The sequence below is a fragment of the Poriferisphaera sp. WC338 genome, from assembly GCF_050931845.1.
Classification (GTDB): domain Bacteria; phylum Planctomycetota; class Phycisphaerae; order Phycisphaerales; family Phycisphaeraceae; genus Poriferisphaera.
On record NZ_CP194516.1, the window covers coordinates 3218182 to 3240609 of the forward strand.

Consider the following 22428-nt stretch of genomic DNA (forward strand, 5'->3'; position numbering starts at 1 on the left):
ATGCTTAAAAACACATCTTCTTTCACCATCATTACGGTCATTGTTGCCATCACACTTCTGCTCTCCACACTTTACGTTTCCACCTCACAAACTGGAGCCCCCGCACTTCAAAACCGCACAGCTAAAACTCGAGCACGCATCGGCATCTATCAAACCCGTGCCGTTGCCTTAGCATGGGTTCGCTCGGAAACACAAACCGCCAAGTTCAAAGAACTCCAAGAGCAAAACCGACTCGCCATCGAGAATGGCGACATCGACCTGCAAAACAAACTCAAACAAAAAATCGACAAGCTCCGCATGCAAACATTCGGCACTGCTCCCGTTGACAATATCGTTGAAAAGATCTCTCCTGAAATCCCGAACATTATCCAACACGAAGGTGTCGACGCGCTCGTTTCCGAAGTCTTCTATCACAGCCGAGACATCGAACTCGTCGATGTCACCGGCGCGTTGATCGAAGCTTACAATCCCACTGACAAAACACGCGAACTGATCGCATCATTGCTTAAGAAGCAACCTCTCACCGAAGAACAAATCGCCGCCGCCAAAAAACAATAATCCCACGCCTTTTGCACATATAAAATCACTTCGTCTCACCAAACCCGCGACCATCGGACATGGGATGTGTCTCGCTGTATCATGATGATGTTGGTGTTGCACGTCCCCACCCACATACTTTGTTTCAAAGGCTTTCCATGAAAAAAGCAATCGTCATCGGCGCTTCCAGTGGTATCGGCAAAGGAATGGCTATCAAACTTCACCGGCAAGGCTATACCCTTGGTATTACTGCCCGTCGCACTGAACTCCTCGATAAACTCAACCACGAATCCCTTAACAACACCGCCATTGTTCAACATATGGATCTCACCAATACTGAAGCGTCTATCCATGCATTAGATGACCTCATCAATCAACTTGGCGGACTCGACCTAGTCATCATTTCCTCGGGCGTTGGCAAAGCCGACGTCACCGCCGACTGGAAAGAAAGCAAGCAGATGATTGACGTTAACGTCACCGGCTTCACCGCCGTCGCTGACACCGCACTCACCTACTTCATAAAGCAAAACCACGGCCATATCGTCGGCCTCTCCTCCATCGCCGGCCTCCGCGGCATGGGACCCTCTGCCGTCTACTCTGCCACCAAAGGTTTCGAACGCATCTACCTCGAAGGTGTCCAGCAAGACATGCATCAACAAAACCACAACATCCACGTGACTGCGGTTATGCCCGGCTTCATCGACACACCGATGATCGAAGACAATAAGCACACTTTCTGGGTTCAGCCTGTCGATAAAACATGCAACCAGATTTACCGTGCTATCCAGCGCAAAAAATTCTCTGCCATCGTCACCCGCCGCTGGAAACTTTTCGCTCTGCTCATCCGCCTCATCCCTCAATGGCTCTGGTTACATCCAAAATTCAATCACAAACAACACCAAGCAAATGATTCTCCTTCGTCCAACTGATATGATGTTCATATCAAGAACCAAAGGATGAAGGTGTAAAAGGATGGTCAGTCTAGAAAGTTTATTAATCTTCCTTGTCGCTGCTGCATTACTCACCGTTACCCCCGGCCCGGACATTCTCTACGTCCTCACACGCGGTATGGCCCAAGGCACCAACGCCGCCATCGCTGCGGCCATCGGGTTTGCTTCCTGTATTCTCATCCACACCACCTTCGCCGTCATCGGGCTATCAGCACTCCTGCAAGCTAGCGCAACCGCATTCACTATCGTCAAACTCCTCGGAGCCGGCTACCTTATCTACCTCGGCCTCCGCGCACTGTTCGACAAATCACACTTTGACATGTCCGGCAACCTCAAGCCCAAACAACTCAAAACCATCTACCTCCAATCACTCATCGCCGGTACACTCAATCCCAAACTCACTATCTTCTTTCTCGCCTTTCTTCCGCAGTTCGTTGACCAATCTGCCGGTCCCATCTGGACCCAACTCCTGGAACTCGGCGTCTTCTTCATGTTCATCACCATGATTATCTTTATTTCCCTCGGCCTCTGCGCCGCGAAGATCGGCTCCTTCCTCAAACAAAAGCCCAAAGCCACTCACACCCTCCGCTATATCAGCGGTGCAACCCTCTGTACCCTCGGCATCGGCGTCGCTATCCACGATTCATAAAACCACCCAATCACTCTGAAACGATACAGCATCATCTCCGTCTTACTTAGTAGACAAGGAGATAGTGATGTGTTCACTGATTAAACTCATACTCACGCCCATCATCTGCTGGTACGGTATGCTGTTCACTCATAAACTCGGACACATCGCTGCAGCACTGCTCACCGATGCAACAGGCATCAATCTCCATTTTCCCCTGCTCGGCTTTCCCCAAACAATCGTCCAACATAACCCACATCCACTCCTCGAAATTTGGGCCGGCCCTACACTAGGCAACCTCATGCCACTTGGCCTCTTACTTCTATCAATCAGAGCCAAACGGTTTCAAAACTTCGCCGCAACATTCACAGGTTTTTGCTTGCTCGCAAACGGTGCTTACATCGGGTTGGGTGGAATCGATCAAATCGGTGACGCCGGTGATCTACTTCGACATAGCTCACCACTCTGGATATTGATCCTCTTCGGCATCACCTCCATTTCATTTGGCCTATATATTTGGCACACTACACTCAAACGTCACCGTATCTCTACCTCGACGCAAACAGCAACATACTAGCCATCCCTTTTGCATCTAGGCCAATCATCAATCCGATATTCATTTCAACAATTAGACGTCCAAACACACCGTCAACAACGGGGTCCAACCATGCCTGAAAACATGTACTGTAAAAGCTGCCTGTACGATCTCCGCCATCTCAAAGACAACGCTTGTCCGGAATGCGGCCGCACCTTTGCCCCAGACGATGCCACCACTTTCTACATCAACAATCATCACCCCAAACGACCATTGCATTTTCTCTTTGGCGGCGCGTTCGTGCTACTCTTCCTTTTCTGGCCCTTGATCATGGGCGGCCGCATTGGGATTTTCATCGACACCCCAAGCCTCGTCCTCGTGCTAGGCCTAACTTTCTCCGGCCTTTGGATGTCTTTCGGCATCCCCCGCACACTCAAAGCCATCACCTCTGTTTTCTTAGGCAAGCGTATCGACGCCCCAAACATGCTTGCCACTTACGTCCTCATCCTCGAACGTGGCCGCATCCTCGCATGGACCACCAGCACCATCGGTGCCATCGTCGGGCTCATCAGTATGCTCTCCGATCTACCCGATCCATCATCCATAGGCGCAGGCATGGCCGTAGCCCTGATCTGCCAGCTCTACGGCGCCATTCTCGGCGAATTCTTCTTTGCCCAATGCAGTAAATTTCTTATCGCCCGAGCCAACCTCCCGCTCGCGTCTATGCCTAAGGTCACCAAGGAAAGCCGCGCTCCCATCATGTTTAGCATCCTTTTCATCCTGCTCGCCGTCGCGGACTTCAGCGTGCTCATGATGGTCTTTCCATAAACTCAAACCTATCCATCAACTCGCCTCCCCCGCACCTTCCGGATAAAGTAATCTCTCACAAATCGCCTGTGGCATGTAATCTCACTGGAATTTTTTTGATGACCAAGCTCAGCGTCAATATCAACAAAGTCGCCCACCTCCGCAACACCCGACACCTTGAAATCCCAAGTGTCGTCGGCCTTGCCCGCACCTGCCTCGAAGCCGGCGCAGCTGGCATCACCATTCACCCCCGCCCGGACGAACGTCACATCCGCGCCACAGACATCCCTCCTCTTTGCGCATTATTGAACGAATCACAATACGCCGACTGTGAATTTAATATTGAAGGCAACCCCTTTGAAGGCAGATATCTCCAACACATCAAGGCAAGCAAGCCTGACCAATGCACCCTAGTCCCCGACGACCCTAACGCTTTCACCTCCAACGCTGGCTGGAAAGTTTCCCAAAACCTTGATCGCCTCAAAGAGATCGTTGCCGAACTCAAAAAATATAGCTCTCGTGTAAGCCTGTTTATGGATGCAGACCCCGACGAGATCGCACTCGCCGCCCAAACTGGCGCCGACCGCATCGAACTTTACACTGAGCCTTATGCCGACGCCTTCGGCTCATCCAACCAAGGCGCCGTTACAACTCAATTCACCGCTGCCGCACAAGCCGCCAGTGCTGTTGGCCTCGATATCAATGCCGGACATGATCTGAATCTCCACAACCTCGGCCACTTCCTTACTCACGTCCCCGGTGTCCTTGAAGTCTCCATCGGCCATGCACTCATCGCCGACGCCCTCTCCCTCGGCATGACCGAAACCGTCAAGGCCTACCTCTCCATCACAAACGCAACATAACCCCAGCTAGTCTGACTTTCATATCATTTTTGATAATTCTCACTTACAATCGTAATTTCCTAGGGGAACATACGCTCGTGATGTCGAATACATCCCTGAATGCGATCTCGCACCCTGACCATCCACACAAAATCTACATCGGAGTGTTGAAATGAGTAGCCGTCTGTTCTGCATATGCCTATGGTCCCTGATGATTTGTAGCATCACCACCATCCAAGCTGCTGACAAACAGCTCGACCTCATGGCAAAATCTCCCTTTGCTTCTTCCATCAACAACGCGGACTCAGATCTGCATCGCTATGTCGCAGCTGAAGATGACTCCTTCAGCTATAAGATCGTTAGTGAAGAGCACCACGATAATGCTGACATCCTCATCGTCCGACTCACCTCGCAAACTTGGCAAGACAAACCTTGGCAGCACTGGCTCTACATCATCAATCCTAAAAACGCATCCCACCCTGACAAGGCGGTCCTTGCTATCGCTGGCGGATCTAACTCTCGAGACATGACCACCCCCCGTAAAATCCGCCCCGAAGGTCACATCGCCAAACTCATCAAATCCATCGGCACTACCGTCGCCATCCTCAAACAAGTCCCCAACCAGCCCCTCATGGACGGGCTCAAGGAAGATGCCCTTATCTCTGAAACTTTTAAAGCCTATGTGGACGGTGGCGGACAAGATCCCACCCTCCCCTTACTCCTACCCATGACTAAATCTGCTGTACGTGCCATGGACGCTGTCTCGGAAATTTGTCATCAGAAATTCAATCAACCTAAAAACAAATTTGTTGTAACCGGCGCGTCCAAACGTGGCTGGACCACTTGGCTCACCGGTGCCGTTGATAGCCGCGTCATTGGTATCGCCCCCCTCGTCATTGACGTACTCAATATGATGCCACAAATGAAGCAACAGCTTCAATCCTATGGCCGATATTCGGACATGATCGACGACTATCGTGAACGCGGTATCCTTACTTCCTTCAATGACCCCGTCGGTCAAAAACTCTGGCAAACCATCGATCCTTTCTCCTACCGTAATCTCTTGGATATGCCCAAGATGATCGTCCTTGGAGCAAGCGACCCCTACTGGACTGTTGATGCTTCCAGCCTCTACTTCCCACACATGCTAAGTCCTAAATTCCTCCACATCGTCCCCAATGCTGGACACCGTTTGAACATGTCCCCCATCCCTACACTTGTTGGCTTTGTCCACAGCGTCATGGCGGAACTCCCCCTCCCACGTTTTGAATGGGATGTTGCTAATGAAAATCAACTCACCCTTACCTGGGACATCAAACCCCTAAATGTCATGCTCTGGACAGCCGAATCCGAATCTCGCGACTTCCGCCAAGCCAAATGGAAACCTACCGCATTACAAAGCATCAGCGCCACCGGCTGCGAGATTGACCTTGCCACGCCTACTACAGGGTACCGTGCCGTCTACGCTCAAGCTCAGTTCAATTCATCAAACACCCAGCCCATCCAATTGAGCACACAGATCTTCGTTACGCCAAATACTTTCCCATTTGCCGTCAACCCCGACCACACGATCTCTCCCAACATTCATCAACCAAGCCAACCCGTTCTCCAGCAATAACATCCATCCTCTAAATTTCCGCCTGCACCACCATCTTGTTTATGCAACAAAAAACACCCCTCGCAAAGCGTGGGGTGTTTCCTCCCTACCGATGTTCTCCTTAGCCCGCGAGGTCCGTCTCCGCGCCTCCTGTGTGCATCCTCATCAAGATACACACACCTCTTCCCTTCCAACACCACCAGCTCTCGCTAGCGATGCTGCCTCTCCCCCCATACCCCCCGGAAACAATCTCCTCACGGCACCCACCCCATTCCAAAATGCCCCGCCCATTTCCCTTCCCCCAAGCCCCTCCTCGAGGCCCTTCCCAAAACCTCACCCACGGCTCGTCTATCTACCAGTTAGACTTATCGCCTGTGCTTCCCCCTGCACTCTCTCCACTGCCATGCAAAGTAGACCCGCGCGGGTCCCCGTGTGTGTTCGTAATAATTTCAATATTTGATAGATAAAGCCCAATGAAAAAACTTCCTGTGACAACACAGGCAGAAACCAATCACATAACCATCATCAAGGCGTAACGTTTATACATGAGAAATAAAAAAACACACAAAAAACAATCCAGTTCATGTCATGCTATAGAAGCATTTTAAAATCCACCAACATGGCCACGAAACGTGGTGGCTGGGTGATATGATCGGTTCAATATAACAACAACCCCCCACGATTCAAAGGTTTTTTTATCGGAATTACCCCTGCTGCCGGCTAGCTTCGCGGGCCGCCACTAACACTGCCTTTGCATCTACAATCAACGAGGTCAAACCCTCCGGCAAATCCCCGCCGTGCCACCGCTTTTCAATAGCCCCAGCATGCTTCTCAATCAACACCCCTGCCCGATCCAGCCCAATTGCTCGCTCATCTTCAGCCAACACGTCAAGCTTCTGCACTGCATACCAAACCGCCTGCAACATGATCACATCCCCCACAGATGCGCGCATCCGTTGCCCCGCATCGCTTGCTGGCAGCCCAACAGCACTTCGCGCAAATTCCACCCAATGACCAAGCATCGCCGTCCACGTCAGCGCCTCTACTGGCAGTTTTTCATAGCTACCGCCCTCAATCACTTCATTCGCATTATTCAAAAGCTCAGCCTCTTTCACGTTCAATCTAATCAATGATTAGACGATATTTGTTCTACTGCAAAACAACAACTTTTCCCTGACGAGCCGCACGGTGCACCGCATCCATTTTCTTCATGTACTTAAGCCCTTCTGCAAAATCCGGACTCACACGCCGATTCACAGTATCTACACCTTCACGAGCCATATGAATCGCTTCAATAAAGTCGCTTTCAACCTCCCAATCACGTACATATTCTGCCGGCACATCGACCTTCTCATACTCTGCTTCCTCACTGGTGGCTCGCTCCACCGGTCCACCAACATGTACGCGCATCGCACCTTCACTCCCGATGAACGTCACGTGGTTTTCATCTTCACCAATCGCAACCGCTGAATGATCCTCACTCACCATCACACCACAACCAAGCCGCCCCGACACCTTCACCACTTGTGGAATCTCAATCCGATACGGCTTCTCCGTTTCCGGATCATCCTTCTCCGCAAGCGGCACTTCAAACATCGCTTCAAGCTCACGGTACTCGCCCACCCATGCATGAAGCACCTCAGCCCAAATCCCCACCTGCATGATCTGTTGCCCTGAATATTCGATCCGCTGCCGCCAATTCAGAGGGCCAACATCACTAGCATTCCGACACACCACACGCACCTCACGCAATGTGCCCAACTCCTCTTCTTTCAGTACCTTCTGCACATATGCCTCATAAGGCATGCGATGTGGCGGCGGGCAAATCATATTGACTAATTCCGAATGCTCATCTGCCGCCTCAAGCATCTTCCGTGCTTCTTCAACGTTACACGCCATCCGTGCCTGACAAAACACATGCTTTCCTGCATCCAACACCGCCGCAGCCATCTCCGCATGCATGTAAGGCCACGTTCCAATGAACACCGCATCAATATCATCTCTCACCACCAACCCCCGCCAATCCGTCATCACATCTCCAATCCCCCACCTCTCCGCGATCTTATTTCCACTCGCTTCGCTTCGGTTACAGACTGCCACCACCTCTGCTGAATCAATCGACGCCAGCCCCGGCAAATGCCGCTGCTCACAAATCGCCCCTGCACCAATGAAACCAATCCGAACCTTCGCTTCGCCTTTGCCCATCAGCTTGCTCGCTTTCTTTTGTTTATCCCGTGATCTGCTATCCCAATCTCCACCAACCTACTTGGATCACAACCTGACCTTCCCGCCCATATATTATCTCCTGCTCATACACTTGGCTCATTTGCCTAAACCATGTCCTAAATACCACACTAGATTGACTCGAAAATTATCCACATGCAGTGAAGAATTAAGGTTATCCTTAAACTCTTTAAGACTATAAGCCTCCGTTTACGACAGACTTATAGCGGTTTAAACCTCCTTAGACGTCATTCGATGCTTTTTTAAGTAAAAACCCTATCTCCTGCTTGAATTCATCCATCCCACCACTATCATGCATCCATAAGGCATTGAAATTCTTCGTGTTTTCGAAGACACGATTTTGCCCCCGGAAAGGCTCGATTAGGGTTCTCCTGATCGGGCCTTTTATTTTCCATTTCTCATCCCCGCTCGCCATGATTAAACTCATCGCATGCCAACCCAACAGACATCCTCCACAAATCCCACTCCCAAATTCATACTATCACCCTTCGTCCTCGCCTTGCTCCTCTGCTTATTCGCTGGCTGCGCTGCACAACAATCATCAAATGACGCTGCAACATCAACATCTCAACAAACCACAGTAGCCGCACCTAACACCGAACCCGCAACGCCAAACTCCACAGCACAGAATACATCTCCCCCTACATCTCAAACCACAGCCTCTACAACACCTCAACTCCCCGGCATCACTTTCGACCTACAAAACAAGCGTATATTGATCGAAGCTGAAGTCTGCTGGAAAGAATCTGATGTCTGCGATTGGCTCGAACTACTCGCCTGCAATCCCGGCACGCGAGACTATGAATCGCTCTTTACGACCGAAGCTCTGCCCTCTCACGTCCACCTTGCTCTTCTATCTCTCGGACTCACGCCTGGCTCTCCACAAACCATCGTCCAAGACCCCCAAACCAAGAAGTGGCAAACCATCCCCCCCACTGGGCCAATCCTCCGAATCCAAATCCAATTCACCGACCCCGACTCCGCGCAAACTGTCACCCTCTCACCCAGCGCCTTTGCCAAATCTCGGCACACAAACAAACCCTTCCACACCGACACTTTTCTCTTTACTGGCAGCGCCTTTGCCCAAAACCTCCACGGCCAAGAACAATACATGGCAGACCAATCCGGCAACGTCATCTCACTGGTCAATTTCGGCGATGACCTCCTCTCCGCACCAAACGCAGCCTCCAGTAACGAGGACCACCAACAGTGGATCCCCAGTGATGCACTCCCCCCACTTGGCACCCCTGCAACCATCATCATTTCTCTGCCGACTGACCAAAGTCAATCGGCTCAGTAGCTCCTCATGCGCATCTCTCTCACCAACTCAAAACCGCAATATTTGGCTAATTTCCCGGTTTTCTTGACATCACTCCTCGCCAAATCAGTCAATCATCCCTACGGATGTAATCCCCAACGCCCCACACGATCCCATATCACACGATTCCCAATTTCGATCGCCAGTTGTCTCGAAATTCATTTGACACAACCCCAGCGACAGACGACAATTGAGCCACTTCATTAACCAAGAGGTTTGCATATGAACAAGACCCTGAAAACGGTTCTGGCTGTTTCCGCTCTGAGCATCGCAAGCATCGGCATGACCGGCTGCGGTACGATGACCCCCGAGCTCCTCACCACGGGACGTACTCCTTCTCAAGAGCATTACAAGAATTCACGCATCATGGATAACAACACGCGTACCGCGTGGGATGATGCCGCACGCATCTTCTTCCTTGATCACAACATGGCTGGCACGCCATACCCCATGCCGTAAACCGGCCTGCTAATACAACATCTAAAACTTCATGAGCAGCCCTTATGATTGAGGGCTGTTTTTTTGCGCCATCCCTGATTACAACTCATCTTTTTCCGATACAAAGAATCTCCTGCCGCGCAAAATCGCCGCGCTCTTCATAATAACTTGCGGACGTCCCACCATATCCAATGCTGCCCTTCTCTTCACCCTGCCCGCGATTATCAGACATCGCAATCGTATGTACGTACTCAACCCATACTTAGCACGAAAACCCCTCAAGCTGAGTTCGGTACACTCCGATATTGTGAATAACAATGACGTGACTCCACATATCAAGGGGGCGGATACAACCGGGCCATTGACCATTGCGTTTCACACAGGTTCAAAACCCCGTAACGTTTTATCCCGCGTGGCGCACTTTCGGAGTAACCGAGCATGTCAGAAAAATCTAGAGAAGTCATCCTTGATGAATTGAACAAACTTGAACGTGTCCGTAGGCAACCGTCTATCGATGCATGCCAACGACAGTTTGAACGTTATGTTGTTCGCGGTGAAGCTGAACTGCATCCCATGAACCGAACCCACCTCGAAGCGACGCCTATTACCGTTCAACTTCGAGACCTAGGTCGGGGTGGTGCCGGCTTCATCAGCCAACAACCCATCTCACTCGGCTCTTCATGGCGTATGTGCTTCCTTCAGCACGGCTATGTCATCGGATCACAACCCATCATCGCAAGGCACTCTCACCGAGTCGATAACGACCTTTACCTCATTGGCTCACAATTCGTCATTGAAACCGGCCTCATGACGCTTCTCGGCATTGATCCGATCAAAATCACACAAACCGAAAATGACATCACCGAAGACTTACCTAATGCCAACTTTCTCCCTCCAGCTGATGTTGCCTAATCTAACTGACACAACGATAAATTAGAAAAACGCTGTGAATTCACAGCGTTTTTCTAATTGAAATACATGCCGCACACCATGATCTCCTCATGCTGAGCAAATCGTCAACCAATCATATATCTATCTGCAGCGCAATTGAAACACCATGTATCACCGCCGCAATCCGCGCCACTTCATGCACATGTTCTTCGGTTAAGCCTTCTTTCAACACACTTGCTTCGTGTGATTGAATGCACATTTGGCAACCGGACAATACCGCTGCTGCTGTCGACAGCAATTCAAAATCAACCTTGCTCGTCGCCGGCCTCATCATCCGCTGCATCCGCAATCGTGCCGGCTTCTGGCCATAACTTGGCTTCTCAATCAAGTGACGAAAACGATAGTAAATTGTGTTCATCCCCATCAAACTGGCTGCGGCTTTCGCATCACTAATCATCCCCACACTTACTTCGCTCGCTTCTGCATCTACCGAAGCAGCCTCAGCCAACTCTTTATCTTTCAGGAACAACGCACTGGTCAGCACCACACCCCACACCTGCTCCGGCGAAAGCACCTCGCTATTAAAGATGCCACCCAGATTCAGCTTCAAATCCTTCGCTTCTTCTGGCAAACGATCCTTCAGTGCATCCAATCGGCCTGTCATAATAGTTGGCATTGTTTCATCCTTTTTAAAACTGATATACAATCTTAAAAATGAGGCTGACCGCTGTTAACCGACCAGCCTCTATATTCATCACGTGCAATACTGCACGCCTCGCGTTTCATCCATTAAACATGAATAAATTCTTCACCCTTATTCCAGTTGCATGGGCAAAGCTCATCTGACTGGATCGCATCCAACACTCGCAATACCTCGTTCACATTACGGCCAACCGACAATGCGTTCGCTTCTGCCCACTGGATCACACCGTGTGGGTCTACGATAAACGTCGCACGCAAACATACACCTTCCGATGGCTCAAGAATCCCAAGCTCTTGTGACAACTTCTGCGCGGCAATCAGTGGATACGGCAAAGCATTCAGATCTTCATGACTGTTTCGCCACGCAAGGTGCGAAAATTCATTATCTGTACTGCCACCAAACACCACACAATCACGATCCAGAAACTCTTGGTATCGGCGACCAAACTCCGCAATCTCCGTCGGACACACAAACGTAAAGTCCTTCGGATAAAAGAAGAACACCTTCCACTTGTCACCGTCGGTTGTATTGTCAACCGTGATCAAATCGTTCTGCGTATTACCGACGCATGCCTTGGCTGAAAACTCCGGAAATGCTTGCCCTACTGTTAACATAATCAACTCGCTTTCTTCAACACCATCTCGGTGAGTATCTATCACAGGGGTGCCGCTGGCACTTCCAGCAGCCCCGGTTCCTTTGTTCAATGTTGTTCACTTTTCTCCGCCAGCAGTACAGGCTGCCCTGCTAACCATCGTGACTCATTCGCCACAACGCACCCCGCGATCTTCCACCCTTCATCATGCCCTCAAAATCCCCCATTTATGGCATTCCCCCCTCACCTCGGAAAGATTAGGCAGTTTTTCAGTGATCGTCAACCCTATTTTAGAATGAATCTAAAAAATAATCTTATAAATCACCCAGCTCTATCCATCCATCAAAAAAATCCCGCTGGCGTCACCAGCAGGATCTCATCATTTACCTCAATTTCTCTAGCCAGCCCCTACCCCTCAACACTACGCGCCACTTCCGGGAAGTAGTCCTGTAAGGCCGATACGCCCCAGCCGGACTCACGCAGCGCCTTCATTGCTTGAACCGCCGCTGTAGCCGCCGTTAGTGTCGTGATCATCCCTGTCCTAAACCGGACTGCGGTTGCTCGCAGATGCCCCTCGTCACTACCCGCACCTTTCCGAGTCGGCGTATTAAAGATCAGCGCAATCTCCTGATTCTTAATCAGGTCCGTTGCATTCGGTCGCCCCTCGCTAATCTTCCGAATCCGCGTCGTCTCGATCCCTCTATCCATGAGATAGGTGTGCGTCCCGCCTGTCGTCAAAACCTCAAAACCCATCTCCACCAAGTCCCGCGCCAACCCCTCAATATGCGGCTTGTCGCTGTCGCGCACCGACAAGAAAATCTTTCCTTCCGTCGGCAAGCTCACGCCCGCACTCATCTGACTCTTCGCAAACGCGGTCGGATAATCGTGATCCGCGCCCATGCACTCGCCGGTCGATCGCATTTCCGGCCCGAGGATCACATCCACGCCTGGGAACTTGCTGAACGGGAACACCGATTCCTTGATCGACGTATGCACCGGCGTCACTTCTTCGGTCACACCAAGCTCACTGAGCTGCTTACCTGCCATGACTTTTGCCGCAAGTTTCGCCCAACTCACACCAGTCGCCTTGCCAACAAACGGCACCGTCCGCGACGCACGCGGATTTACCTCAATCACATAAATCTCATCCTGCTCCGGCGACTCACCCTTGCGGATCGCCCACTGCACATTCATCAGCCCACGCACACTCAGCGCCTTCGCCATATCCCGTGACAACTGCTTGAGTCGCTCAATCGTCGGCGCCGCTAATGAATACGGCGGAATCGTACATGCCGAGTCACCCGAGTGAATCCCCGCCTCCTCAATATGCTCCAATACACCGCAAACCAACGCTCGACAATCTTCATTCCCATCTGTAGCCGCATAGTCGGCGATCACGTCTATGTCACATTCCGTCGCTTCCGCAAGGAACTTATCAACCAGAATCGGCTGCCCCTCAAGGTCCGACGCGCCAATCGCAATCGTCATATAGCGACGCAACTGATCATCATCATAAACCGTCTCCATCGCACGGCCGCCAAGCACAAAACTCGGCCGCACCAATACCGGATACGAAATCCTGTTCGCAATCTCAACCGCCTGCTCCACATTGCGTGCGATCCCATTCGCCGGCTGCTGCACGCCAAGCTTGTCACACAAACCCGCAAAACGTTCACGGTCTTCCGCCAAGTCAATCGAATCCACCGCCGTACCAATGATCGGCACACCCGCACGCTCCAAGCTATGTGCCAAGTTCAACGGCGTCTGACCACCAAAACTCACAATCACCCCATGCACCAAATTCTGACTGTTCGCAGAACCAAAAGCGCCGCCATTCAATCGCTCACAGATATTTAGCACATCCTCAAACGTCAGCGGCTCAAAGAACAGCAAATCACTCGTGTCATAATCCGTCGACACCGTCTCAGGATTCGAGTTCACCATCACAGCCTCAAAGCCCAACTCCTTCGCTGCAAACGCTGCCTGCACACAGCAATAATCAAATTCAATCCCCTGCCCGATTCGGTTCGGACCGCCACCCAGAATGATGATCTTCTTACGATCACTCACCCGGATCTCATCATCACACGCAACAACAGCATTCCCACTCTCGTCTATCTGTGTAATAGGTGCTTCGTAAGCCGAATAATAATACGGCGTGCTCGCCTCAAACTCCGCAGCACACGTATCCACCAGTTTATACACCGGCTCAATCCCCAAACCCTTGCGGTACTCACGCACCTTCAGAATATTCTTTGTGTTGATCGATCCCTCATACAAATTCGCAAGCTGCGGATCGCTATAACCCCATTGCTTCGCCTGCATCATCACATCCCGTGGGACATCGGCCAACTTCTTATAACCCGCAAGCACATCCTCAAAATCAATCAATTGCTTCAACTGATCCAAGAACCAGGGATCAATCCCTGTCGTCTGATACACCTCATCAACCGTCCGCCCCATTTTCAGCGCATATCGCAGATAGTACATCCGCCCCTGTGACGGGCTCGCCAATTTCCGCTCCAACTTCGTCGCATCAATCGGCCACTCAATTGGCGAATCATCCGCATTCTTCAATCCCCGCGATGAGTTCAACCACTTATCATTCGCATCAAGGCCAAGCCCAAATCGCTTGACCTCCATCGAACGAATCCCCTTCTGCAGCGACTCCTTGAACGTGCGACCAATACTCATTGCTTCGCCCACAGACTTCATCTGCGTCGTCAGCGTCTCGTCCGCTTCAGGGAACTTTTCAAATGTCCACCGCGGAATCTTCGTCACAACATAATCAATCGACGGCTCAAAACATGCTTTGGTTTCGCCGGTGATATCATTGTCCAATTCCCAAAGCGTATAACCCACAGCCAGCTTTGCCGCCAACTTCGCAATCGGGAATCCTGTCGCCTTCGACGCAAGCGCCGACGACCGTGACACACGCGGATTCATTTCAATCACCACCAGCTCACCGTCAGCTGGATTCACACCAAACTGCACGTTCGATCCACCCGTCTCCACACCGATCGCACGCATGATCGCCAGCGACGCATCACGCATCCGCTGATACTCTTTATCCGTTAGCGTTTGCGCCGGCGCAACTGTAATCGAGTCTCCCGTGTGCACGCCCATCGGATCAAAGTTCTCGATCGCACAAATGATCACACAGTTGTCTTCCGTATCCCGCATCACCTCAAGCTCATATTCCTTCCAACCAAGCAAAGACTGGTCGATCAGAATCTGGCTGTTCATCGAAGCATCCAAACCACGCTTCGCAATATCTTCAAATTCTTCCAGGTTGTACGCCACACCACCGCCAGTGCCGCCCAGCGTAAACGCAGGACGGATAATTGCTGGCAAACCCACTTCGTCTAAAATCGCACGCGCTTCATCCATCGTCTCAGCAACGCCCGCCTTTGGGCACTGCAAGCCGATCGACTCCATACACTCCTTAAACTGCAAACGGTCTTCCGCACGGTAGATCACCTCGCGGTTCGCACCGATCATCTCCACCCCATGCTTGTCTAGTACGCCCGAATCAAAAAGCTGACACGCACAATTCAGTCCTGTCTGCCCGCCCAGCGTCGGCAGCAGCACATCAATATGGAAAGGCCCATCCTTTTCCTTCTCAATAATCTTCTCAACTGCCTCAGGCGTAATCGGCTCAATATACGTCCGATCCGAAAACTCAGGGTCCGTCATGATCGTCGCGGGGTTCGAGTTAATCAGAACGACGTTATAGCCCTCTTCCTTCAGCGCTTTGCACGCCTGCGTGCCAGAGTAATCAAACTCACAGCCCTGCCCGATCACAATCGGACCCGCACCAATAATCAAAATCGTCTTAATGTCTTCGCGCTTCGGCATGACTCACCTGCGGATAAGGCCAGCCCATGGGCCAGCTAGGATGGCGGAACAGTCTATTCACAACATCCAGCAAGCACGCGCAGAAAAACAGCGCCTTGCCAGAAAAAGTTCCCAAAATTTGACAGAGTTTACTCACAACCGCTCCCGCTTGCGAATCACTACCTCAATATCCCCCTCATCTCCCTTCTGCCCCCAATCCTTTTCCCCACACAACAATCGAGCCCCACCTCTAAAACCTACTTCACTCGGGAACTGAGAGTCACTTTTTTCTTGCAAGACCGCCTCAGCATCAAGATACTAACTAGCTATGAAAATAGGTGTTATAAGCGACACGCACGATCGACTTCCCACATTCACCCGCGCGATCGAACTTTTCAAGCGGCTCCCGGTCGATGCAATCTTCCATGCAGGCGACTACGTTGCCCCTTTCGCCGCCAAACTCATTGCGCCCGATGTCCTAAACATTCCTTTATACTGTGTTTATGGCAACAATGATGGTGAACGCCCCGGCCTCAAAACCATCCTTCCTAACCTCGAAGACCACCTCACCATCACCTTGGATAATCGCACCATCGTGATGTCCCATTTCATCGATTGGATCAAACCCGATCAGTTACGCCCCAACGGAAAACCTGCTGACATCGTCATCACTGGCCACACCCACGAAATCGTCAATGAAACCCGCCTCCTTCAATCACCCGCAGATACTTTTGATACCGCACAAATCGTTCCCACTGGCACACCAAACGCCACGCTCTTTCTTAACCCCGGTGAGTGTTGTGGTTGGCTCACAAACCGTTGCTCCGTTGCCCTCCTCGACACCAACACCTGCTCCGCGGAAATCATTGATGTTCATCCATAAACCATTTTTCTCATATGCGACAATCCTTGCCTTAACAGTCACATCTACGCATGAGTCGCTTCCGATATAATGCGTCCATGACTGACAGACTCAATCAATTATTGAAGATGCACGAAGACGATCCCGCTGATACATTCCTCACCTACGGCATCGCCATCGAACACGCCAACGCAGAAAACTTCGGCGAAGCCATCAACTGGCTCAACAAAACCCTCACTATCGACCCGCTCTACTGCTACGCCTACTTTCAAAAAGCGAAAGCTTACTCCGAGCTAGGCGAAGATACTGACGCCAAAGCCGCCATCGAAGCAGGTATTAACGCCGCCATTAAAGCAGGCGACGACCACGCCCGCTCCGAACTCACTGACCTACTCTCCACACTTGACCTTGAATAACAACACCAGCGTGCCGTAATGATAATCCGTACAGAGGCATCAAATGATAATCCACTGTGACAACTGCAATCAGATCATTCCCGCGGACAACATCAACCTTGATAACCTCATTGCCAAATGCGATGCTTGTAACAGCATCACATCATTTGCTGACAACATTAAACCCAATTCCTTAGCTGAATCCCAGCCGCAAGCCAGCCAACCCAGCTGCATTAAAATAGATCAATCCAGCCATAACTTCCGCATGAGCAAACGCTGGTTCAACAGCGGCTACGTCTTCCTCCTCATCTTTTCACTCTTCTTCGGCGGTATCCCTTTACTCATTCTCATACAAAATATCCTTGAAGCAACCCAAGACGGCTCTGCCAAAAACATTGAAGTCAAGGGCATCCTCTTCCTGATCCCCTTCTTCCTTATCGGTGCCTGCACGTTCTACTCTGGTATCACTGGTATCATCAACCGCACCACCTTCACCCTCTCACCCGAACAGCTCCGCGTTCAGCACGGTCCATTACCGTGGTGGGGCAATATCAATCTTGACCCCGCGCAAATCAAACAATTCCATGTCAAAAAAAGCTCCGTCACCGTCAACGATCAACCCCGATACAATGTCCTTGCTGAAATGCTCGACGGTAAAGAGCACATGATCGCACCCCGCGTCGAAGAAAAAGGCTACGCCTACTTCATCGAACAAACACTCGAACAACAAACCGGCATCAGCGCCGCCTAAACTCCCACACATCACCCACTCGGTTTGGAATCACACTATGAAAATCGAATGCAATAGCTGCGGCGCACCAATCGCATCAGAAAACCTCAACCTCTCCGCCATGATCGGCAAATGTACCCACTGCAACAGCATTACCTCTTTTGCTGGCAAGCTCCCCGCGCGTAACAGCGACACATCTTCCCCCGTCCAACCCAAACTTGAAATCGACGCCAGTGAGATCAGAGGTGTTATGATCGAAGAACTCCCTGATGCTTATACCATCACCCGCAAATGGTTCACGCCAGCCGCCTTTGCACTGCTCGGCTTCTGCGCTATCTGGGACAGCTTTCTCATCTTCTGGTACTTCATGGCATTCACCGACGATGCCCCACTCATGATGAAGCTCTTCCCGATCCTGCACGTGGCGGTCGGTATATGTCTCACCTATGCCGCCATCTGCATGCTCGTCAACAAAACTATTATCCGCCTCGACCCCAATGCCCTCTCCATCAAACACGCACCCTTACCTTGGTCCGGCAACAAATCTGTTCAAACCCTCGACATCCAACAGCTCTTCGTCAGAGAAAAAGTCAATCGCAGCAAAGATGGTAACGCCACCTACACCTACGCCGTCCACGCGCAAACCACCAAAAACAAAGTGATCAAGCTGGTCCCCAATATTCAGAAAGCTGAACAAGCACAGTTCATCGAACAGCAACTGGAAAAACAACTCGGCATTACCGATCAACCCGTTGCCGGTGAATACCGCTAACCTCACTCTGTAAATGCCTACAAAAAACCCGACATCTCTGCCGGGTCATCTATCATCATTGCTGAAAGCATCACATCAAATCGATTTTCGTAACCCGCCGTAGTTTTCTAGCACGCGATGCCATGTCCCTTGCGCCCTCAGTATTTTTTCAATCGCTTCGCGCACCGCCCCCTCGCCACCCTTCGCATCGGTCACGAGCTTCGCCAAATCTTTCACTTCTTGCACCGCATCACCTACCGCAACCGGGAAACCAACCTCTTTCATCGCTGGCATGTCGATCACATCATCCCCAATAAACGCGGTATCTTCCAACGCACATCCCGCAGCCTCAACCAACTTCTGTACCGCCACCGCTTTATCATGCACGCCATAATGATACAACTCATCAATCCCTAGCTCTTTTACCCGCCTGTGCACCACTTCAGATTCCCGAGCGGTGATCACGCCGACGTTGATGCCAACTGACTTTGCTGCGGCGATTCCAAAGCCGTCCTTCACATTGAACTTCTTCAACTCGTTGCCTTGAATGTCATAGATAATTTCACCCTTGGTTAGGACGCCATCCACATCACACACAATCAGTTTGATATCTTGCATGGTTTTCTTTTTTCCAGAAGGTCACAGACAGTCTTTCATAGTGTCGGCCATTGATTATATCCAATCTACAGCCAATAATAGCGAGACCACAACCTTACAGTGAAAGAAGGGTTTAAGGAACCATGCCCCATCTGCCTGACAATTCCGTCCTCAGTAGTTACACACAAGGTGCGGATCACGTCGATGTGAAGCATATCGATGGGCATGTCAATCTCCGCCAATTCATTGCGGGCTTCCTCGGCTACTACCCGTGGTGGCTTAAATGCCTTTACGGCATTCGCATAATTGTTGCCAAGCTGCTTCGCCTGAAAACAGCCGTCGCACCCATGACCCTCACACTCGCACCGAACAACATCTCGTTCACACCGGATCAACTTGCATTGTTTTTTATTGTTCGTGAAGCGAAAGAGGGCAGATATTGGATCGCTGAATCACCTGACGATACACACCTCACGGCTTGGATCGCAGTGCAGACCACACCTTCAATAGATCAACAAAACAAGTTCTCCGTCACAACCATCGTGAAATACAAATCATGGTCCGGCCCGGTCTACTTCAATCTCATCCGCCCATTCCATCACTTAGTCGTACGCGCCATGATGAAGTCCGGTGTTCGCAAATTCGCCTAACCCTCAATCACTTTCAGCGCAATCAAGTCCTGCACATCAATCAAACCCACCGGCTTACCGTCCGCATCAACCACTGGCACTTCATCGATCCGAAGCTCACGTACAAGCTGCACCGCATCGCGGACAATTCCATCGGCTGCAATACATCGTGGCTGCCGTGTCATCACTTCACTTAGCTTGCAATCTAATCCATGATTAGGATCCTTGAGCATGAGTCGCCGGAAATCGGCATCAGTCAAGATCCCCGCCAACGCCCCAGCATCATCAACAATCAAGATTGCACCCGTCCGCCGCAAATTTTTCTCCGCTGCAAACGCATCCGCATGATTAAACGCTTCCTTTACCGTGTTATCTTCATACACCAACGGTAAATTCTCACCTGCCTTAAACCGCATCGCTTGCACCACCGGCATAAGCTGCCGCCCTAGGCTCCCCGCAGGATGCACCCGCTTAAAATCGTCCACACCAAAATCCCGCCGCCGCGACACCGCAAGCGCCAACGCGTCTCCAAGCGCTAACATTGCCGTCGTCGAAGCTGTCGGCGCCAAATTCAATGGACACGCTTCAGTCACATCACCGATCTCCAGCACGACTGTCGACAATCGGCCGAGATCACAATCCGATTTACCAACCATACCGATCACCGGCACACCATCCTGTTTCAGTACAGTCGCAAGTGATGCGACTTCATCAGTGTTGCCGCCAAATGAAAGGATCAACACAACATCCCCTTTACGCACTCGGCCGAGATCTCCGTGCATCGCTTCCGATGGGTGCAAAAAATGCGATGCTGTTCCTGTCGAGGCGAACGTGGCAGACAACTTCTGGCCAATAATCCCGCTCTTGCCCATCCCCGACACCACCAGTGAACCTCCGCCAGTCTCCGTATGACGCAAGATCAAGTCCACCGCCTCTACGAAAGCGCCGCCAACTTGAATACGACCGATCGCGTCGCGTTCAGTTTTGAGCACTTGCTGTGCAAATTCGAGATCTGTTTGACTGTCGGGACAATGTTCACTCATAGGGTTAGGTTCCTTCACTTCGAACCCATTATATCGCTTCACACGCCCACCGCCTTCCCCGCGGCAACAAGGCCCTGGCATGAGAAATCACGACTAAAATCCGGTAAGATACCTGTGCATGAGTGACACTCCAGAAAACACAGCCGAGCCAAAAATTCCCACTGAGAAAGCTCCACACACCGAAGCTAAACCGTCCGGGGGAGAATACCGCGTCAAACTTGATGCCTACTCCGGGCCGCTCGATCTGCTTATGTATCTGGTTCGCCGCAACGAGATCGACCTCAATGATATCCCCATCGCAGAGCTTACCGAACAGTACTTACAGCACGTAAAGCTCATGCAGATGCTCGACGTCGACCGTGCCGGCGAGTTTCTAGTCATGGCTGCAACGCTTCTCGAAATCAAATCACAAATGCTCGTTCCCAAAATCGACGAAGCCGTCCGCGACAAGAGTGCAGAGAAAGCGGAAGAAGAAACCGAGACCCAAAGGCTTGATGAATCCGACCCGCGCTACGAATTAGTCCAGCAGCTCCTCGCCTACAAACGATTCAAAGATATCGCCATCGAACTTGAATACCGAGAAACCGAATACGCCAACCGCTTCCAAGCCACACCTAAACGCGCGTTAGAAGATCCGGATGCACAACAGGAAGAAGTCGAGATCGATCTTGCTGACATCAATATCCTTGATCTCTGCCGCGCCTTCACAAGCATCCTGGATTCCATTGGCCGCAAACCGATCCACGAAGTCACGTTTGATGACACCCCGATCTCGCTCCATGCTGACGATATCTATGATCGTCTTGCATCAGATGGCCCTATGACGTTGCAGCAAATCTTCGTCGGCCGCACCAACCGTTCCGAACTCATCGGCCTATTCCTCGCCACGCTCGAACTCGTCAAAAACCACCGCGTCACCCTCATCCAAGACCGCATCCTCGGCGAAATATCCCTCAAACCCATCCCACACGATCAGCAAGACGACAAACCAGATGATAAAGACGCCGCCGAACGTTGGCGTGACGCCGACACCGGCGAAATGTCATACATGTGGCCGGATGCCGTCGGCTTTCAACACTACATCCGCCGGGAAAAAATACGCCGCACACATGACGCCAAGCAAAAAGCAGAACAAACCGGTGAGCGATTTAATGCCGCCGCCTGGAAACGTGCCCAACGCGAATGGGAAGCTGCCGAATATAAGAAACACGGCTTCGAACCCCCTGTTTACAAAGAATCATCTCGACCAAACCCATTTGCAAAAAAAGCTGCCGGGCCAAACCAACCCGCACCCGACATCATCGATGAAGATTTAGATGATGACCTATTGGAAGATAGCGATGACGAGGTCATCCTCGACCTGAACGAAGATCCACTTGATGCCATCGAACGCAAGCTTCAAGAACACCGCGCCAAGCAACAACGGATGAAAGAGGAAGACGAAAACAAACTCAACAAGCTGCAAGATACCCTCGGCGATGATGCAGTCATTGATTAAACCA

The 22428-nt window shown here is 51.2% G+C and carries 25 protein-coding genes; 16 read left to right on the plus strand and 9 right to left on the minus strand.

The window, feature by feature from the left end; all coding sequences use genetic code 11:
• The 7 genes from ACQ6WK_RS13275 (at window position 1) to ACQ6WK_RS13305 (ending at window position 5917) form a co-directional block, all read left to right on the plus strand.
• Window positions 1–558 carry a hypothetical protein gene (locus tag ACQ6WK_RS13275; protein WP_432797861.1) on the plus strand — a complete coding sequence of 186 codons (558 nt, stop codon included), beginning with the start codon at window positions 1–3 and terminating at the stop codon, window positions 556–558.
• Between the two features lie 137 nt (window positions 559–695).
• Window positions 696–1466, plus strand: a complete 771-nt coding sequence (locus ACQ6WK_RS13280) for an SDR family NAD(P)-dependent oxidoreductase (protein ID WP_432797862.1) — start codon at window positions 696–698, stop codon at window positions 1464–1466.
• A gap of 43 nt (window positions 1467–1509) precedes the next feature.
• Window positions 1510–2136, plus strand: a complete 627-nt coding sequence (locus tag ACQ6WK_RS13285) for a LysE family translocator (protein WP_432797863.1) — start codon at window positions 1510–1512, stop codon at window positions 2134–2136.
• A gap of 67 nt (window positions 2137–2203) precedes the next feature.
• A complete protein-coding gene (locus ACQ6WK_RS13290; RefSeq protein WP_432797864.1) occupies window positions 2204–2692 on the plus strand; it encodes a hypothetical protein in 489 nt (162 codons plus the stop codon).
• 90 nt (window positions 2693–2782) lie between these two features.
• A complete protein-coding gene (locus ACQ6WK_RS13295) occupies window positions 2783–3478 on the plus strand; it encodes a MotA/TolQ/ExbB proton channel family protein (RefSeq protein ID WP_432797865.1) in 696 nt (231 codons plus the stop codon).
• Between the two features lie 98 nt (window positions 3479–3576).
• A complete protein-coding gene (locus ACQ6WK_RS13300) occupies window positions 3577–4320 on the plus strand; it encodes a pyridoxine 5'-phosphate synthase (protein ID WP_432797866.1) in 744 nt (247 codons plus the stop codon).
• Between the two features lie 190 nt (window positions 4321–4510).
• Window positions 4511–5917: a PhoPQ-activated pathogenicity-related family protein gene (locus ACQ6WK_RS13305; RefSeq protein WP_432797867.1), complete on the plus strand. Its 1407-nt coding sequence runs from the start codon at window positions 4511–4513 to the stop codon at window positions 5915–5917.
• 683 nt (window positions 5918–6600) lie between these two features.
• Here ACQ6WK_RS13305 and ACQ6WK_RS13310 read toward each other — a convergent pair.
• The 3 genes from ACQ6WK_RS13310 to ACQ6WK_RS13320 form a co-directional block, all read right to left on the minus strand.
• The gene (locus tag ACQ6WK_RS13310) at window positions 6601–6993 is read right to left on the minus strand and encodes a hypothetical protein (protein ID WP_432797868.1); all 393 of its coding nucleotides are present in this window, start codon (window positions 6991–6993) and stop codon (window positions 6601–6603) included.
• 52 nt (window positions 6994–7045) lie between these two features.
• A complete protein-coding gene (locus tag ACQ6WK_RS13315) occupies window positions 7046–8101 on the minus strand; it encodes a Gfo/Idh/MocA family protein (protein ID WP_432797869.1) in 1056 nt (351 codons plus the stop codon).
• Between the two features lie 259 nt (window positions 8102–8360).
• Window positions 8361–8555, minus strand: a complete 195-nt coding sequence (locus ACQ6WK_RS13320) for a hypothetical protein (protein ID WP_432797870.1) — start codon at window positions 8553–8555, stop codon at window positions 8361–8363.
• Between the two features lie 15 nt (window positions 8556–8570).
• Here ACQ6WK_RS13320 and ACQ6WK_RS13325 point away from each other — a divergent pair, with 15 nt between their 5' ends.
• Together ACQ6WK_RS13325 and ACQ6WK_RS13330 are read left to right on the plus strand one after the other, a co-directional pair.
• Window positions 8571–9440, plus strand: coding sequence for a YdjY domain-containing protein (locus ACQ6WK_RS13325; RefSeq protein WP_432797871.1), 870 nt, complete (start codon window positions 8571–8573; stop codon window positions 9438–9440).
• A 240-nt stretch (window positions 9441–9680) separates the two neighbouring features.
• The gene (locus ACQ6WK_RS13330) at window positions 9681–9917 is read left to right on the plus strand and encodes a hypothetical protein (protein WP_432797872.1); all 237 of its coding nucleotides are present in this window, start codon (window positions 9681–9683) and stop codon (window positions 9915–9917) included.
• Between the two features lie 85 nt (window positions 9918–10002).
• Here the strand turns inward: ACQ6WK_RS13330 and ACQ6WK_RS13335 are convergent, their stop codons facing one another.
• Entirely contained in the window at window positions 10003–10128 is a 126-nt protein-coding gene (locus ACQ6WK_RS13335) for a hypothetical protein (RefSeq protein WP_432797873.1), read from the minus strand.
• A gap of 206 nt (window positions 10129–10334) precedes the next feature.
• On the opposite strand from ACQ6WK_RS13335, the gene ACQ6WK_RS13340 reads away from it, so the two are divergent.
• Window positions 10335–10808, plus strand: coding sequence for a hypothetical protein (locus tag ACQ6WK_RS13340; RefSeq protein WP_432797874.1), 474 nt, complete (start codon window positions 10335–10337; stop codon window positions 10806–10808).
• 112 nt (window positions 10809–10920) lie between these two features.
• On the opposite strand, the gene ACQ6WK_RS13345 is transcribed toward ACQ6WK_RS13340, so the two are convergent.
• The 3 genes from ACQ6WK_RS13345 to carB form a co-directional block, all read right to left on the minus strand.
• Window positions 10921–11463 (minus strand): carboxymuconolactone decarboxylase family protein, encoded by a 543-nt coding sequence (locus ACQ6WK_RS13345; protein WP_432797875.1) that lies wholly within the window; start codon window positions 11461–11463, stop codon window positions 10921–10923.
• Window positions 11464–11576: 113 nt separating this feature from the next.
• A complete protein-coding gene (locus ACQ6WK_RS13350; protein ID WP_432800406.1) occupies window positions 11577–12104 on the minus strand; it encodes a peroxiredoxin in 528 nt (175 codons plus the stop codon).
• Window positions 12105–12490: 386 nt separating this feature from the next.
• Window positions 12491–15940 (minus strand): carbamoyl-phosphate synthase large subunit, encoded by a 3450-nt coding sequence (carB, locus tag ACQ6WK_RS13355; RefSeq protein WP_432797876.1) that lies wholly within the window; start codon window positions 15938–15940, stop codon window positions 12491–12493.
• Between the two features lie 307 nt (window positions 15941–16247).
• On the opposite strand from carB, the gene ACQ6WK_RS13360 reads away from it, so the two are divergent.
• The 4 genes from ACQ6WK_RS13360 (at window position 16248) to ACQ6WK_RS13375 (ending at window position 18678) form a co-directional block, all read left to right on the plus strand.
• Window positions 16248–16802, plus strand: coding sequence for a metallophosphoesterase (locus ACQ6WK_RS13360; RefSeq protein ID WP_432797877.1), 555 nt, complete (start codon window positions 16248–16250; stop codon window positions 16800–16802).
• Window positions 16803–16879: 77 nt separating this feature from the next.
• Window positions 16880–17197: a hypothetical protein gene (locus ACQ6WK_RS13365; RefSeq protein ID WP_432797878.1), complete on the plus strand. Its 318-nt coding sequence runs from the start codon at window positions 16880–16882 to the stop codon at window positions 17195–17197.
• Window positions 17198–17240: 43 nt separating this feature from the next.
• Window positions 17241–17927 carry a hypothetical protein gene (locus ACQ6WK_RS13370; protein WP_432797879.1) on the plus strand — a complete coding sequence of 229 codons (687 nt, stop codon included), beginning with the start codon at window positions 17241–17243 and terminating at the stop codon, window positions 17925–17927.
• 37 nt (window positions 17928–17964) lie between these two features.
• Window positions 17965–18678 (plus strand): hypothetical protein, encoded by a 714-nt coding sequence (locus ACQ6WK_RS13375; protein ID WP_432797880.1) that lies wholly within the window; start codon window positions 17965–17967, stop codon window positions 18676–18678.
• 75 nt (window positions 18679–18753) lie between these two features.
• On the opposite strand, the gene ACQ6WK_RS13380 is transcribed toward ACQ6WK_RS13375, so the two are convergent.
• Complete coding sequence (locus ACQ6WK_RS13380; RefSeq protein ID WP_432797881.1) at window positions 18754–19275, minus strand: KdsC family phosphatase; 522 nt, start codon at window positions 19273–19275, stop codon at window positions 18754–18756.
• 122 nt (window positions 19276–19397) lie between these two features.
• Between ACQ6WK_RS13380 and ACQ6WK_RS13385 the strand changes: the two genes are divergently transcribed.
• A complete protein-coding gene (locus ACQ6WK_RS13385; protein ID WP_432797882.1) occupies window positions 19398–19904 on the plus strand; it encodes a DUF2867 domain-containing protein in 507 nt (168 codons plus the stop codon).
• Here ACQ6WK_RS13385 and ACQ6WK_RS13390 read toward each other — a convergent pair.
• Complete coding sequence (locus tag ACQ6WK_RS13390) at window positions 19901–20926, minus strand: KpsF/GutQ family sugar-phosphate isomerase (RefSeq protein WP_432797883.1); 1026 nt, start codon at window positions 20924–20926, stop codon at window positions 19901–19903. The genes ACQ6WK_RS13385 and ACQ6WK_RS13390 overlap by 4 nt on opposite strands.
• Window positions 20927–21044: 118 nt before the next feature.
• Between ACQ6WK_RS13390 and ACQ6WK_RS13395 the strand changes: the two genes are divergently transcribed.
• Window positions 21045–22424 carry a segregation and condensation protein A gene (locus ACQ6WK_RS13395; protein WP_432797884.1) on the plus strand — a complete coding sequence of 460 codons (1380 nt, stop codon included), beginning with the start codon at window positions 21045–21047 and terminating at the stop codon, window positions 22422–22424.
• Window positions 22425–22428 lie beyond the last annotated feature (4 nt).

Coding starts and splice junctions, on each gene's coding strand:
- ACQ6WK_RS13275 (WP_432797861.1), top strand. CDS start 1: ATGCTTAAAAACACATCTTCTTTCACCATCATTACGGTCATTGTTGCC.
- ACQ6WK_RS13280 (WP_432797862.1), top strand. CDS start 696: ATGAAAAAAGCAATCGTCATCGGCGCTTCCAGTGGTATCGGCAAAGGA.
- ACQ6WK_RS13285 (WP_432797863.1), top strand. CDS start 1,510: ATGGTCAGTCTAGAAAGTTTATTAATCTTCCTTGTCGCTGCTGCATTA.
- ACQ6WK_RS13290 (WP_432797864.1), top strand. CDS start 2,204: ATGTGTTCACTGATTAAACTCATACTCACGCCCATCATCTGCTGGTAC.
- ACQ6WK_RS13295 (WP_432797865.1), top strand. CDS start 2,783: ATGCCTGAAAACATGTACTGTAAAAGCTGCCTGTACGATCTCCGCCAT.
- ACQ6WK_RS13300 (WP_432797866.1), top strand. CDS start 3,577: ATGACCAAGCTCAGCGTCAATATCAACAAAGTCGCCCACCTCCGCAAC.
- ACQ6WK_RS13305 (WP_432797867.1), top strand. CDS start 4,511: ATGATTTGTAGCATCACCACCATCCAAGCTGCTGACAAACAGCTCGAC.
- ACQ6WK_RS13315 (WP_432797869.1), bottom strand. CDS start 8,101: ATGGGCAAAGGCGAAGCGAAGGTTCGGATTGGTTTCATTGGTGCAGGG.
- ACQ6WK_RS13320 (WP_432797870.1), bottom strand. CDS start 8,555: ATGGCGAGCGGGGATGAGAAATGGAAAATAAAAGGCCCGATCAGGAGA.
- ACQ6WK_RS13325 (WP_432797871.1), top strand. CDS start 8,571: ATGCCAACCCAACAGACATCCTCCACAAATCCCACTCCCAAATTCATA.
- ACQ6WK_RS13330 (WP_432797872.1), top strand. CDS start 9,681: ATGAACAAGACCCTGAAAACGGTTCTGGCTGTTTCCGCTCTGAGCATC.
- ACQ6WK_RS13335 (WP_432797873.1), bottom strand. CDS start 10,128: ATGTCTGATAATCGCGGGCAGGGTGAAGAGAAGGGCAGCATTGGATAT.
- ACQ6WK_RS13340 (WP_432797874.1), top strand. CDS start 10,335: ATGTCAGAAAAATCTAGAGAAGTCATCCTTGATGAATTGAACAAACTT.
- ACQ6WK_RS13345 (WP_432797875.1), bottom strand. CDS start 11,463: ATGCCAACTATTATGACAGGCCGATTGGATGCACTGAAGGATCGTTTG.
- ACQ6WK_RS13350 (WP_432800406.1), bottom strand. CDS start 12,104: ATGTTAACAGTAGGGCAAGCATTTCCGGAGTTTTCAGCCAAGGCATGC.
- carB (WP_432797876.1), bottom strand. CDS start 15,940: ATGCCGAAGCGCGAAGACATTAAGACGATTTTGATTATTGGTGCGGGT.
- ACQ6WK_RS13360 (WP_432797877.1), top strand. CDS start 16,248: ATGAAAATAGGTGTTATAAGCGACACGCACGATCGACTTCCCACATTC.
- ACQ6WK_RS13365 (WP_432797878.1), top strand. CDS start 16,880: ATGACTGACAGACTCAATCAATTATTGAAGATGCACGAAGACGATCCC.
- ACQ6WK_RS13370 (WP_432797879.1), top strand. CDS start 17,241: ATGATAATCCACTGTGACAACTGCAATCAGATCATTCCCGCGGACAAC.
- ACQ6WK_RS13375 (WP_432797880.1), top strand. CDS start 17,965: ATGAAAATCGAATGCAATAGCTGCGGCGCACCAATCGCATCAGAAAAC.
- ACQ6WK_RS13380 (WP_432797881.1), bottom strand. CDS start 19,275: ATGCAAGATATCAAACTGATTGTGTGTGATGTGGATGGCGTCCTAACC.
- ACQ6WK_RS13385 (WP_432797882.1), top strand. CDS start 19,398: ATGCCCCATCTGCCTGACAATTCCGTCCTCAGTAGTTACACACAAGGT.
- ACQ6WK_RS13390 (WP_432797883.1), bottom strand. CDS start 20,926: ATGAGTGAACATTGTCCCGACAGTCAAACAGATCTCGAATTTGCACAG.
- ACQ6WK_RS13395 (WP_432797884.1), top strand. CDS start 21,045: ATGAGTGACACTCCAGAAAACACAGCCGAGCCAAAAATTCCCACTGAG.